Annotated in this window: 13 protein-coding genes; 2 read left to right on the top strand and 11 right to left on the bottom strand. The window is 57.1% G+C overall.

From position 1 onward, the window contains the following. Positions 1–13 precede the first annotated feature (13 nt). From AC4ANK_RS17030 to cspD, 9 genes are all read right to left on the bottom strand, one after another. Positions 14–763: an IS5 family transposase gene (locus AC4ANK_RS17030; protein ID WP_460382697.1), complete on the bottom strand. Its 750-nt coding sequence runs from the start codon at positions 761–763 to the stop codon at positions 14–16. Positions 764–910: 147 nt separating this feature from the next. Next, positions 911–1,342 (bottom strand): GNAT family N-acetyltransferase, encoded by a 432-nt coding sequence (locus AC4ANK_RS17025; protein WP_002554008.1) that lies wholly within the window; start codon positions 1,340–1,342, stop codon positions 911–913. Next, positions 1,335–2,501: a ribosomal protein uL16 3-hydroxylase gene (locus AC4ANK_RS17020; RefSeq protein WP_002554007.1), complete on the bottom strand. Its 1,167-nt coding sequence runs from the start codon at positions 2,499–2,501 to the stop codon at positions 1,335–1,337. The genes AC4ANK_RS17025 and AC4ANK_RS17020 overlap by 8 nt, the downstream gene beginning before the upstream one ends. A 60-nt stretch (positions 2,502–2,561) precedes the next feature. Next, positions 2,562–3,932, bottom strand: coding sequence for an adenylosuccinate lyase (gene purB / locus AC4ANK_RS17015; protein ID WP_031596353.1), 1,371 nt, complete (start codon positions 3,930–3,932; stop codon positions 2,562–2,564). A 131-nt stretch (positions 3,933–4,063) separates the two neighbouring features. Next, complete coding sequence (gene hflD / locus AC4ANK_RS17010; protein ID WP_002554006.1) at positions 4,064–4,684, bottom strand: high frequency lysogenization protein HflD; 621 nt, start codon at positions 4,682–4,684, stop codon at positions 4,064–4,066. Beyond that, positions 4,684–5,814, bottom strand: a complete 1,131-nt coding sequence (gene mnmA, locus AC4ANK_RS17005) for a tRNA 2-thiouridine(34) synthase MnmA (RefSeq protein WP_031596352.1) — start codon at positions 5,812–5,814, stop codon at positions 4,684–4,686. Before mnmA ends, hflD begins: the two co-directional genes overlap by 1 nt. Before the next feature lie 60 nt (positions 5,815–5,874). Continuing rightward, a complete protein-coding gene (locus AC4ANK_RS17000; RefSeq protein ID WP_002554004.1) occupies positions 5,875–6,321 on the bottom strand; it encodes an NUDIX hydrolase in 447 nt (148 codons plus the stop codon). Between the two features lie 161 nt (positions 6,322–6,482). Then, complete coding sequence (locus AC4ANK_RS16995) at positions 6,483–8,714, bottom strand: NADP-dependent isocitrate dehydrogenase (RefSeq protein ID WP_002554003.1); 2,232 nt, start codon at positions 8,712–8,714, stop codon at positions 6,483–6,485. 573 nt (positions 8,715–9,287) lie between these two features. Next, entirely contained in the window at positions 9,288–9,572 is a 285-nt protein-coding gene (gene cspD / locus AC4ANK_RS16990) for a cold shock domain-containing protein CspD (protein WP_005731877.1), read from the bottom strand. Between the two features lie 213 nt (positions 9,573–9,785). Between cspD and clpS the strand changes: the two genes are divergently transcribed. After that, positions 9,786–10,148, top strand: coding sequence for an ATP-dependent Clp protease adapter ClpS (gene clpS, locus AC4ANK_RS16985; RefSeq protein ID WP_002554001.1), 363 nt, complete (start codon positions 9,786–9,788; stop codon positions 10,146–10,148). Between the two features lie 30 nt (positions 10,149–10,178). Then, positions 10,179–12,452 carry an ATP-dependent Clp protease ATP-binding subunit ClpA gene (clpA, locus tag AC4ANK_RS16980; protein ID WP_004665689.1) on the top strand — a complete coding sequence of 758 codons (2,274 nt, stop codon included), beginning with the start codon at positions 10,179–10,181 and terminating at the stop codon, positions 12,450–12,452. Positions 12,453–12,568: 116 nt separating this feature from the next. Here clpA and infA read toward each other — a convergent pair whose 3' ends face one another. Next, positions 12,569–12,787 (bottom strand): translation initiation factor IF-1, encoded by a 219-nt coding sequence (gene infA, locus AC4ANK_RS16975; protein WP_002553999.1) that lies wholly within the window; start codon positions 12,785–12,787, stop codon positions 12,569–12,571. A gap of 101 nt (positions 12,788–12,888) precedes the next feature. After that, positions 12,889–13,596, bottom strand: a complete 708-nt coding sequence (locus AC4ANK_RS16970; protein ID WP_010214796.1) for an arginyltransferase — start codon at positions 13,594–13,596, stop codon at positions 12,889–12,891. Between the last annotated feature and the right edge of the window lie 38 nt (positions 13,597–13,634).

Below are 13,634 nucleotides of genomic sequence, written 5' to 3'. Positions count from 1 at the left end.
GTCTGTTCCCGTTTCACATTGGCAGCCACAGAAAAGCGCAGGCCATTGCTATGACGCTTTCATAGTTTCTCTTGAGTTTGTCGAACCGAGAAGCCGCCGCCCGGAAATGCTTCAACCGGGCAAAGGCGTTTTCTACGAGATGTCGATTGCGATATAACCCTTTGTCCAGATCTGCGTTCCCTTTCAGAGAATTGCGCTTTCGTGGAATCACCACTTTGCTGCCTTGCTGCTCGACCTGAGCGCGTATCGCTTCAGTGTCGTAGCCCTTGTCCGCAATGATCACTTCTGCATTGGGCATCTTGGCAATCAACGAGGCCGCCTGCGAACAATCATTGGTCTGGCCTCCGGTCACGTCAAATGCAATGGGCAGCCCACAAGCGTCTACAGCCAGGTGAATCTTGCTGGTGTTACCGGCTCGGCTTTTTCCGATGGCCTGGTCCTGCGTGCTGGCAGCACCTGCACTGTGCTGATGAGCCTTTACATAACTGCCATCAATGAAAACCCACTCCATGTCAGGATCGGTCATCAGCACCTCAAGCACCTTGACCCACTTGCCTGAAGCAGACCAGGCATTGAACCGCTTGTAGACCTTGCTCCAGTTTCCAAACGCTTTCGGCAGGTCTCGCCAAGGGCAACCCACACGCATGCGGTACAGCATGCCTTCAACCGTGGTGCGCAAATCTCGCTTGTTGTAGATCGATTCGTGCAGCAAAATTTCTCGAAGCTTCGGCCAGTGCTCATCACTGAGCATTAATCGGGGCATTGCAGGCTCGTATTGGTGTTGTGTGAGAACTCCAACAATACGGGCCTGTTCTCATAGAGATCAATGGGTTACGTCGAAACGGGAACAGACCCTAGCGAAAAAGAGCAGGGCGATCATCATGTAGTGCCTTGAAAAACGCCTACATAATCAGGTTTCAGGTGTTTCGCGGCGCATTTCGACGTGCGGTAAACCGGCTTCGAGAAACTCGTCACTGACCACGGCAAACCCGAAGCGCTGGTAAAACTCGACGGCCTGCACTTGAGCGCTGAGCTTCAGCGGCTCCAGTCCACGTTGTTCGGCCTCGTGGATCACCGCACCGAGCAACGCTTCACCGACTTTCATGCCGCGCCAGTCCTTGAGAACCGACAGCCGACCGATTTCACCGTCGGGCAGCAGGCGAGCGGTGCCTACTGCGTATTCCCCTTCATAGGCGAGAAAATGCACGGCAGTTGCATCTTCAGCGTCCCACTCCAGCTCCGGTGGCACCGATTGCTCGGCGATGAATACCGAATCGCGTATGCGCCGGATGTCGGCGTTGTTTTTCTGCCATTGTGCGACAGCTACGGTGACTTTATTCATCGGCAAATCCCAGACTTCCTTGTTTTACGAGTTCGCAAAGCAGATTGCGTCCATCGTCATCGGCCAACCATTGGCCGAGGTTTTCACTGTGCAATGCGTCGGCGGCACAGATCAGTTTAAGCAATTCGCGCAGACTGCCCGGCAACAGGCGGCTCTGACCACTGGCAAACAGTAGCAGATCGTCGTCGACTTCAGACCAGGCCAGTCTTGCACTCGGGTTGCGAATCAGCACCGCGCCCTGCTCGAGGCTATCGAGCAAGTCGTCTTCCTCCAGTTCCGGGCCGGTCACCAGTTCAGGGTAGCGCGGTTCGGTCATGAACTGGCCGAACCAGGTCAGCAGCAGGCGCTCGTCACTCATGTGTTCGGTCAGCAGCGCTTTGAGTCGATCCAGCGCATCGTGCTGGATCTGATGCGGATCGCTGACCGGTTGCGCGTCAGCGTCGGTATAGCGCTCTTCATCCGGGATGAACTGGCTGAGGAAATCGGTGAAATGAGTCAGGACCTCGGCAGCGCTTGGCGCGCGGAAACCGACCGAGTAGGTCAGGCAGTCGTCGACGGCAACGCCGCAGTGAGCCAGACGTGGCGGCAGGTAAAGCATGTCGCCCGGTTCCAGCGTCCACTCTTCGGTTTTTTCGAATTCGGCAAGGATGCGCAGGTCGGCATGCTGCAGCAGCGGGCTTTCTGCATCGCACATTTGGCCGATCTGCCAGTGACGCTTGCCGTGGCCCTGAAGCAGGAACACGTCATAGTTATCGAAATGCGGGCCGACGCTGCCACCTGGGGCGGCGTAGCTGATCATTACATCGTCAATGCGCCAGCTTGGCAGGAAGCGGAAGTTTTCCAGCAGTTCGCTGACTTCCGGAACGAACTGGTCCACCGCCTGCACCAGCAGGGTCCAGTCGCGTTCGGGCAGCTTGCTGAATTCATCCTCCGCAAAGGGACCGCGACGCAGCTCCCAGGGACGCTCGCCGTGTTCGAGGACCAGGCGGGACTCGACTTCTTCCTCTAGAGCAAGGCCAGCCAGCTCGTCCGCATCGATCGGGCTTTGAAAGTCCGGCAGAGCCTGGCGGATGAGCAGTGGTTTTTTCTGCCAGTAGTCACGCAGAAAAACGCGTGCACTGATGCCGCCCAGAAGTTGCAGAGGAATATCAGGATTCATGTGTAAGCCCTTGAAATGAAAACGCCCGGCACAGCCGGGCGTGTGCAATTTTTTTGCGTGTCAGATGCGCTTGGCCTGAGCCGCTGCGTTACCGATGTAGTTGGCTGGCGTGAGCTTCTTCAGCTCGACCTTTGCTTCGGCAGGCATGTCCAGACCGTCGATGAAAGTCTGCAGCGCTTCCGGGCCGATGCCCTTGCCGCGTGTCAGTTCTTTCAGTTTTTCGTATGGGTTTTCGATGTTGTAACGGCGCATGACGGTCTGAATCGGCTCTGCCAGAACTTCCCAGCACGCGTCCAGATCGGCAGCAATGCGTTGCTCGTTCAGTTCCAGCTTGCTGATGCCTTTGAGGCTGGCTTCATAAGCAATAACGCTGTGGGCAAAACCGACGCCCAGGTTGCGCAGTACGGTGGAGTCAGTCAGGTCGCGCTGCCAGCGAGAGACAGGCAGTTTGCTCGCCAGATGCTGGAACAGCGCGTTGGCGATGCCCAGATTGCCTTCGGAGTTTTCGAAGTCGATCGGGTTGACCTTGTGTGGCATGGTCGACGAGCCGATTTCGCCAGCAATGGTGCGCTGCTTGAAGTAGCCCAGGGATATATAGCCCCAGATATCGCGGTCGAAGTCGATCAGGATAGTGTTGAAACGCGCAATCGCATCAAACAGCTCGGCGATGTAGTCATGCGGTTCGATTTGCGTGGTGTACGGGTTGAAGCCCAGCCCCAGCTCGTCTTCGATGAACGCGCGTGCGTTGGCTTCCCAGTCGATATCGGCATAAGCGGAGAGGTGGGCATTGTAGTTGCCGACCGCACCGTTGATCTTGCCCAGCAAGGGCACTGCGGCGATCTGGTTGATCTGGCGTTCCAGACGGTAAACCACGTTGGCCAATTCCTTGCCCAGCGTGGTCGGGGACGCTGGCTGACCGTGGGTACGCGAGAGCATCGGCACGTCGGCGAAGCGGATCGCCAGTTCACGGATAGCATCGGCAATCTGGCGCATCAGCGGCAGCATCACAGTGTCACGGCCTTCACGCAGCATCAGGCCGTGAGACAGGTTGTTGATGTCCTCGCTGGTGCAGGCAAAGTGGATGAACTCGCTGACCTTGTCCAGCTCCGGCAGTTTGGCAGCCTGCTCCTTGAGCAGATACTCAACGGCTTTGACGTCGTGGTTGGTGGTGCGCTCGATCTCTTTCACGCGCTCGGCGTGCTCAACCGAGAAGTCTTCAGCCAGGGTGTCGAGGATGGCGTTGGCTTGCGCAGAGAACGCCGGGACTTCGGTAATCTGCGGGTGGGCCGCCAGACGCTGGAGCCAGCGAACTTCAACCATCACACGGAAACGGATCAGGCCGTATTCGCTGAAAATAGGGCGCAAGGCCTGGGTTTTGCCGGCGTAGCGGCCATCAACAGGGGAAACCGCAGTGAGCGAAGAAAGCTGCATGGGATGCTCTCGGGCAGTCGGGCAACGAAAAGGGCGAATATCATACATGAAAAGTCACTCGGACCGGAGCCCGCTGACCAGCGTAGACAGCGCCGTGCCTGTGGTGGTGAAGGTCATTGGTGCGTGGCGGATCAGCCGTGCAGCAATGGGTAGAGTTCTTTCAATAGCTTGCGACGGCTGAACACCAGTTGCCAGCGATGACCGCCAACTTGTCGCCACAGGCGTGCGGAGCGAATGCCTGCCAGCAGGATGGCGCGAATCTTCGACGCGTTGTTCGGTTGCTGCAGGTTGCGCATGTCGCCCTGGACCTGAATGCGTTGGCGCAGGGTGCTCAGGGTGTCTTCATAAAGGGCGCCGGTCGCAGCGATCACGTTTTCGTGAGCGATACCGAAATGTTCGACCTGAGACTGAATCACCGGGATGCGCCTGCCGATGATTTCGAGCAAGTCGTCGCGCTTGGCCAGCTGTCGCTCCAGGCCGAGCATCGATAGGGCGTAACGCAGCGGTTCGCGCTGCAGTGTTGCAGGGTCGCGTTCCAGAGCGCTGGCCATGGCGCGATAGCCTTCGTGCAGGTTGAGGTCATCGCCGCCGTAGACGTCCAGCGTATCCTTCGGGTCAACCACCAGCAGGCTGCCGAGCATGCAGCTCAGCGCGGCTTCGCTGACCTGTCCGGTCTTGGCGATCCGGTCGACCAGTACGGCGGCCTGAAATACGCCACCCAGAGCGATCAGTTGTTCCTGAATCGGGGTCATCAACGCTTGTCCTTGCTGGTCCAGGGTTCGGCAATTTCGATCACACCGCCGCCCAGACATATTTCGCCATCGTAGAACACCACAGACTGTCCGGGTGTGACGGCCCGCTGCGGATCATCGAATGTGGCTCGGTAGCCGTCGGCGGTCTTTTCCAGTGTGCATGGCTGGTCGCCCTGACGATAACGGACTTTGGCCGTGAGTTTGCGCGGGCTGCTCAGATCAATCGGGTTGACCCAGTAGATTTCCGAAGACACCAGTGCGCGGGAAAACAGCCACGGGTGGTCGTTGCCCTGGCCAACGATCAGTTCGTTGTTGTCCAGATCCTTGATCAGCACGTACCACGGATCATCGCTGGCGTCCTTGAGGCCGCCAATCCCAAGGCCCTGGCGCTGGCCGATGGTGTGATACATCAGGCCGCTGTGACGACCGATGACTTCACCTTCGGTGGTTTTGATCTCTCCAGGCTGGGCGGGCAGGTACTGACGCAGGAAGTCGGTGAAACGGCGTTCGCCAATGAAGCAGATTCCGGTGGAGTCCTTCTTTTTGGCCGTCGCCAGGCCGTGTTTCTCAGCAATGGCACGTACTTCCGGTTTTTCCAGCTCGCCCACCGGAAACAGCGTCCGGGCGATCTGTTCGCCACCGACGGCATGCAGGAAGTAGCTTTGATCCTTGTTCGGGTCCAGGCCCTTAAGCAGCTCGGTGCGGCCATCGGTATCGCGACGGCGCACGTAGTGGCCAGTGGCAATCAGGTCGGCACCCAGCATCAGCGCATAGTCAAGAAACGCCTTGAACTTGATTTCCCGGTTGCAGAGGATGTCCGGGTTGGGGGTGCGCCCGGCCTTGTACTCTTCAAGGAAATGTTCGAAGACATTGTCCCAGTACTCGGCGGCGAAGTTGGCCGTGTGCAGCTTGATGCCGATCTTGTCACACACGGCCTGGGCATCTGCCAGGTCTTCGCGGGCGGTGCAATATTCCGTTCCGTCGTCTTCTTCCCAGTTCTTCATGAACAAGCCTTCCACCTGATAACCCTGCTCCATGAGCAGTACGGCGGAAACGGAAGAGTCCACGCCGCCGGACATGCCGACTATGACGCGCTTCATTTCTGAGTTCGAGGGGGCTGGATCACGCATGGGGATTCAACGGCTGACCTGTAAAAGGACGCGATTCTATCAGGCTGAGGGCGTCGAGTCTCACGCCTTGTCGCGCAGCAGGTCGAGACTGAAATGTTCGGCATTGAGGTAATCATCCAGGCAGCGCAGTACCAGCTCGCTGCGCCAGCGTTCCTGTTGGGCCAGCAGTTCGTCGCGAGTCAGCCAGACGGCGCCAACGATGCCTTCGTCCAGCTGATATTCAGGGTTATGGCGTATGGCCTTGGCGGCGAAACATATCCGCTGGTAGGTCACGCCGTTGCTCGGCGCGGTGTACAGGTAAATGCCCACCACGCTGGTCAGTTCGACATCCCAGCCGGTTTCTTCAAGAGTCTCCCGCACTGCCGCACGTTGCAGGCTCTCGTTCGGGTCGAGGTGCCCGGCGGGTTGGTTGAGTACGGCGCGTCCGCCTTTCATTTCTTCGACGAACAGGAAGCGTCCCTGATCTTCGACGATGGTGGCGACGGTAACGTGGGCTTGCCAGGTCATGGATTGATCCTCTGCTGCCAGATAAGAATGTTCAGTATGTGGGCTGCCGGTCTGTCTTTGGCTTTAATGCAAAAGCCCCGACACGCGGGCCGGGGCTTTTGGCTGGGCGACGCAGTTTTGGCTGGGCGACGCAGTAATGCGTCGCACCGGTCTCATGCCGCTTACGCTTTCAACGCATCGATAGCTGCGTTGAGAGTGGCGCTTGGGCGCATGGCCTTGCTGGTGACTTCCGGGTTAGGGAAGTAGTAGCCGCCAATTTCCACCGGCTTGCCCTGAACAGCGTTCAGCTCGGCAACGATTTTTTCTTCGTTGTCAGTCAGGGTTTTGGCCAAAGGCGTGAACTGTGCCTTGAGGTCTGCATCGTCGTTTTGAGCAGCCAGTGCCTGAGCCCAGAACAGGGTCAGGTAGAAGTGACTGCCGCGGTTGTCGATGCCGCCAACCTTGCGCGAAGGCGACTTGTTGCGGTCCAGGAACTCGCCAGTGGCCTGGTCGAGGGTCTTGGACAGAACCAGCGCTTTCGGGTTGTTGTAGGCATTGCCCAGATGTTCCAGGGACGCCGCCAGAGCCAGAAACTCGCCAAGCGAATCCCAGCGCAGGAAGTTTTCTTCAACAAACTGCTGCACATGCTTGGGAGCCGAGCCGCCAGCGCCGGTTTCGAACAGACCGCCGCCGTTCATCAGCGGAACGATCGACAGCATTTTCGCGCTTGTGCCCAGTTCCATGATCGGGAACAGATCGGTCAGGTAATCGCGAAGCACGTTGCCCGTTACCGAGATCGTGTCCTTGCCGGCGCGAGTGCGTTCCAGGGTCAGCTTCATCGCGTCGACAGGTGACAGGATCTGGATATCCAGGCCCGACGTGTCGTGGTCGCCCAGGTACTTGCGGACTTTCTCGATCATCACGCTGTCATGGGCGCGAGACGAATCCAGCCAGAAGATAGCCGGTGTGTTGCTGGCGCGAGCGCGGTTGACGGCCAGTTTTACCCAATCCTGGATCGGCGCGTCCTTGGCCTGGCACATGCGCCAGATATCGCCCGCTTCGACGTTCTGTTCCATCAGCAGGTTGCCCTGGCTGTCGGTTACACGAACCACGCCGTTGGTCTGGATGTGGAAAGTCTTGTCGTGGGAGCCATATTCTTCGGCTTTTTGAGCCATCAGGCCAACGTTCGGTACGCTGCCCATAGTGGTCGGGTCGAATGCGCCATTTTTCTTGCAGTCTTCGATGACCGCTTGATAGATGGTGGCGTAGCAGCGATCCGGGATCACTGCCTTGGCATCGTGCAGTTGACCATCTGTGCCCCACATCTTGCCGGAGTCACGGATCATCGCTGGCATCGATGCGTCGACAATTACGTCGCTCGGCACGTGCAGGTTGGTGATGCCCTTGTCGGAGTTGACCATCGCCAGTTGTGGGCGAGTGGCGTAGACCGCTTCGATGTCAGCCTTGATTTCGGCCTGTTTTTCAGCAGGCAGGCTGGTGATGCGCTCGTACAGGTCACCGATGCCGTTGTTCAGGCTGAAGCCGATCTGCTTCAGCGTGTCAGCGTGCTTGGTCAATGCATCCTTGTAGAACTCATCAACGATCTGGCCGAACATGATCGGGTCGGAGATCTTCATCATGGTGGCTTTCAGATGCACCGAGAACAGAACGCCTTGCTTGCGGGCGTCTTCGATCTCGGCGGCAATGAAGCTGCGCAGAGCTTTGGCGCTCATTACCGAGCAGTCAACGACTTCGCCAGCCTTGACGGCGGTTTTTTCCTTCAGAACGGTGGTGGTGCCGTCCTGAGCGATCAGTTCTATTTTAACGGTGTTGTCGGCTGCGATCTGGGCAGCTTTTTCGCTGCCGTAGAAGTCGCCGTTGCTCATGTGCGCAACGTGGGCCTTGGAGTCGGCGGACCAGGCGCCCATTTTGTGTGGGTGCTTGCGAGCGTAGTTCTTGACCGACAACGGTGCGCGACGATCGGAGTTGCCTTCGCGCAGCACCGGGTTCACGGCGCTGCCCTTGGTCTTGTCGTAGCGTGCGCGGGTTTCTTTTTCCGCGTCAGTGACAGGGTTTTCAGGGTAGTCGGGAATCTTGTAGCCCTGATCCTGAAGCTCCTTGATGGTCGCCTTCAATTGAGGGACCGAGGCACTGATGTTAGGCAGCTTGATGATGTTGGCTTCTGGCGTAGTGGCCAGTTTGCCCAGCTCGGCGAGATGATCCGGCACTTGTTGATCGGCGCCAAGCGACTCCGGGAAGCTTGAAAGAACACGGCCCGCCAGGGAGATGTCGCGCGTTTCCACGTCGATATCGGAGGAGGCTGTGAAAGCTTCGATAATAGGCAGCAGCGAATAGGTGGCGAGGGCCGGAGCTTCGTCGGTGAAGGTGTAGATGATCTTCGAGCGGTTGGACATTCGTATTAACTCTCTGTTTTGCTGATTTGCTGAGCATGCACAAAATCTCGATACGCGCAGGGTATGCACTCTTGCCCACGGTTCGGCCATGGGCCCAGGTCGAGGTTCATTCGCGGTGATGTTGGGTGCATCAGTCGAGCGTCAAGCTGTCAGGCCAGGTAGCGACCCGACGCATAGGAAGGTTGAGGGTCTGATTTCAGACGGGTCAGCCTTTATGACTCTTCGGTCACGGCGCGAGTATATCAAACCATTGGCGCGAGGCATTAATGCTATGCGTGCTATCGAATAATGAACATCCGCCGTTGGTCGAACGACCAGGATGTCTACGAGTTATCAATCAGGCTTCAAGAGGCGGGATCTGGCGGAGGAGTGGGGCGCTGGTGGCTCTGTCACGGTAGGGGCATCCGCGGTGCAATAATCGCTAATTCGATACCCTGTGGAGTCGCATCGGTTCAAGCTACCAAAGCTGCGGTTTCTCAAGATCCGGTACAGGCTCATTGCGTGTTTCTGATTACTCAGTCAGCTGGCGCGAAAGACCATTGATCTGCTGTCAGGCTGTTTCCATGGAGGATTTCAAGCGTGTGCATGTTCAGGTTCATGCTCAGACGCAGCATGGGTTTCCTTCACAGGCTCACCTGCTTTAGCCAGCAATGGCGCGATATTCACGGCATGCAGCCCTTTTGGCCCCTGAATGATTTCAAAACTGACCGGCTGGCCGGCTTTGAGGGTCTTGTAACCTTCCATCTGGATGGTCGAAAAATGGGCGAACAAGTCGTCATCCGGCTTGCCGTCTTCGATTATGAATCCATAACCTTTTGCATTGTTGAACCACTTGACTTTTCCGTTAAGCATCGCCATATCCCTCTGCAAAGGACTCCGTCAGGAGTATCATCCACTTCAATCCGCCTCCCCAAAAATTTTGGTTGACTGCGCGGACCCTTTTTACCCAATGTGGGCTCTATTGTTTGTAACACCGTTTAGCTGATAGTCAAGGTCATGTGGCGGTCTGTTTGAAAAGCGTCCAAACTGCGACTGACAGCTCAATCCGCCCTCAAACGAACATTTCTTTCCATGCATGCATTTAGCAAGATTCGACTAACATTCAATCAGGACAGTCCGCAGTCGCACGAGGACGACGCGGCAGGCATCGCGGTGCAGGACGCCAAGCCGACCCTGCAGGCGCCACCGATGTACAAGGTGGTTTTATTCAACGATGACTACACCCCGATGGATTTCGTCGTAGAAGTGCTCGAGGTGTTTTTTAACCTGAATCGTGAGCTGGCCACCAAAGTCATGCTGGCCGTCCATACAGAGGGACGGGCAGTCTGCGGATTGTTTACCCGCGACATCGCCGAGACCAAGGCAATGCAGGTCAATCAATACGCCAGGGAGAGCCAGCATCCGCTACTCTGTGAGATCGAGAAGGACGGTTAAACGCCGACCACTTGGGTATGAGGTGAAGCTATGTTAAACCGTGAGCTCGAAGTCACCCTCAATCTTGCCTTCAAGGAGGCACGTTCGAAGCGTCATGAGTTCATGACGGTCGAGCACCTCCTGCTGGCTCTATTGGATAATGAGGCTGCAGCCACTGTTCTGCGTGCCTGCGGTGCAAACCTCGATAAACTCAAGCATGATCTGCAGGAGTTCATCGACTCCACCACTCCGCTGATCCCCGTTCATGACGAGGATCGCGAGACACAACCGACGCTCGGGTTCCAGCGTGTGCTGCAACGGGCAGTTTTCCACGTGCAGAGCTCCGGCAAGCGCGAAGTAACCGGCGCCAACGTGCTGGTTGCAATTTTCAGTGAGCAGGAAAGCCAGGCCGTGTTTCTGCTCAAGCAGCAGAGCGTGGCCCGGATTGATGTCGTCAACTATATCGCCCACGGTATCTCCAAGGTTCCGGGGCATGGCGAACACTCTTCTGAAGGTGAACAGGATATGCAGGACGACGAGGGCGGTGAAGCATCTTCCTCAGGCAATCCTCTGGATGCCTATGCCAGCAATCTGAACGAATTGGCGCGCCAGGGGCGCATCGATCCGCTGGTCGGTCGCGAAAGCGAAGTCGAGCGCGTAGCTCAGATTCTGGCTCGTCGTCGCAAGAACAACCCGTTGCTGGTCGGTGAGGCTGGGGTCGGTAAAACGGCTATTGCCGAAGGCCTGGCCAAGCGTATCGTGGACAACCAGGTCCCTGATTTGCTCGCCAGCAGCGTTGTCTACTCGCTTGATCTGGGTGCCCTGCTGGCCGGGACCAAATACCGCGGCGATTTCGAGAAGCGTTTCAAAGCGTTGCTCAATGAGCTGCGCAAGCGTCCTCAGGCTATTCTGTTCATTGACGAGATCCACACTATCATTGGTGCTGGTGCGGCATCAGGCGGGGTGATGGATGCCTCCAACCTGCTCAAACCGTTGCTGTCGTCTGGCGAGATTCGTTGCATCGGCTCCACGACCTTTCAGGAGTTTCGCGGGATTTTCGAAAAAGACCGCGCCTTGGCGCGTCGCTTCCAGAAAGTCGATGTGTCCGAGCCTTCGGTCGAAGACACCATCGGCATCCTTCGTGGCCTGAAAAGCCGTTTCGAGCAGCATCACAGCATCGAGTACAGTGACGAAGCGCTGCGCGCCGCAGCTGAGCTTGCGTCGCGTTACATCAATGACCGTCATATGCCCGACAAGGCGATCGATGTTATTGATGAAGCCGGTGCCTACCAGCGTCTGCAGCCTGTCGAGCAGCGCGTCAAGCGCATTGATGTGCCTCAGGTCGAAGACATCGTCGCCAAGATCGCGCGTATTCCGCCAAAACACGTCAACAGTTCGGACAAGGAGCTGCTGCGTAACCTGGAGCGCGATCTGAAGCTCACCGTGTTTGGTCAGGATGCAGCTATTGACTCGTTGTCGACGGCGATCAAGCTTTCGCGTGCAGGCCTCAAGTCGCCTGACAAGCCGGTCGGTTCGTTCCTGTTCGCAGGCCCTACCGGTGTCGGCAAGACCGAAGCCGCTCGCCAGTTGGCCAAGGCGTTGGGTGTCGAGCTGATTCGTTTCGACATGTCCGAGTACATGGAGCGGCATACCGTTTCCCGTCTGATCGGCGCGCCTCCGGGCTACGTCGGTTTCGATCAGGGCGGTCTTTTGACCGAAGCCATCACTCGTCAACCGCATTGCGTGCTGCTGCTCGATGAAATCGAAAAGGCTCACCCGGAAGTCTTCAACCTGCTTTTGCAGGTGATGGACCACGGTACGCTGACCGATAACAACGGGCGCAAGGCAGATTTCCGCAACGTGATCGTGATCATGACCACCAATGCCGGGGCTGAGTCCGCCGCGCGTGCTTCGATCGGTTTCACGCATCAGGACCACTCGTCTGATGCGATGGAAGTGATCAAGAAGAGCTTCACGCCGGAGTTCCGCAACCGTCTGGACACCATCATTCAGTTTGGCCGTCTCAGCCACGAAGTCATCAAGAGCGTGGTCGACAAGTTCCTTACCGAGCTTCAGGCCCAGCTGGAAGACAAGCGCGTACTGCTCGAAGTGTCCGAGGCGGCGAGAAGCTGGCTGGCGCAGGGTGGTTACGATGCGGCGATGGGTGCCAGACCGATGGCTCGCCTGATTCAGGACAAGATCAAGCGGCCGCTGGCTGAAGAGATCCTGTTCGGCGAATTGTCAGAGCACGGCGGTGTGGTTCACATCGATATCAAGGATGGCGAGATTACCTTCGACTTCGAAACCACAGCAGAAATGGCCTGACGCCGAAGCCTCGCTCCGCATCGTGAATGGATGCGGGGCAGGCCGGGGTCTCTGGTTGTATGAAACAGGCAAACAAAAACGCCCGGCTTATGCCGGGCGTTTTCGTCAATGCCTGTTTAACGAGCGCGGTAGGTGATGCGCCCTTTGCTCAGGTCATAGGGCGTCAGTTCTACACGCACTTTGTCACCGGTCAGAATACGGATGTAATTCTTGCGCATCTTGCCGGAGATATGCGCGGTTACGACGTGCCCGTTTTCCAACTCCACGCGGAACATGGTGTTGGGCAGGGTGTCGACGACAGTGCCTTCCATTTCGAAGCTGTCTTCTTTCGACATGCAGTAAAGCCCTCGGTATACAAATGAGTGGCCCGGTGCAAGTGGCGCCAGGCAAAAGCGGCGTGCATTGTGCCCGAAAAAACCAGTTTAAGCCAAGGGGTTCAATACAGAGTGACCCATCTTTGATTGGTAAGTAGCTCAATGGGCCGATATTGGGTCTTGTAATTCATCTTTTTGCAGTTTTTGATCCAGTAACCCAGGTACACCGCCTGCAGTTGAAGTCTGGCGGCTTCGGCGATCTGCCACAAAATCGCGTAACGGCCCAGACTGCGGCGCTCTTCATCAGGTTCGTAGAACGTGTAGACCGCGGAAAGGCCGTTGGGCAAAAGGTCGGTGACCGCAACTGCCAGCAGTCGTTGGTCGACGCGAAATTCGTAAAAACGCGAAAAGGGCAGGTCGCGAACCAGAAATGTCGAAAACTGTTCACGGCTGGGTGGAAACATGTCGCCGTCAGCATGCCGTTGCTCTATGTAACGTTGATAAAGATCGAAATATTCCTCGGTGAAGGCCGGTCTGGTGCTTTGCACCTGTACATCGGCATTACGTTTCAAAATCCTTTTTTGCTGTCTGTCGGGTACAAACAGGTTCACGGGGATGCGCGCGGGCACGCAAGCGCTGCAGTTCTGGCAGTGGGGGCGGTAAAGATGATCGCCGCTACGGCGAAAGCCCATGTCCGAGAGGTCGGCGTAGACCTGCACATCCATTGGCTGGCTGGGGTCCAGAAACAGGGTAGTCGCCTGCTCTTCAGGCAGGTAACTGCAGGTGTGCGGTTGAGTGGCATAAAACTTCAGCCTCGCCAGCTCTGTCATGGTCGTCGCCTAATGGTAAATCCTTACCTGTGAGTGTA

The sequence above is a fragment of the Pseudomonas sp. Pmew2 genome (assembly GCF_058129885.1).
This window is presented reverse-complemented; position numbering and strand designations above follow the sequence as displayed.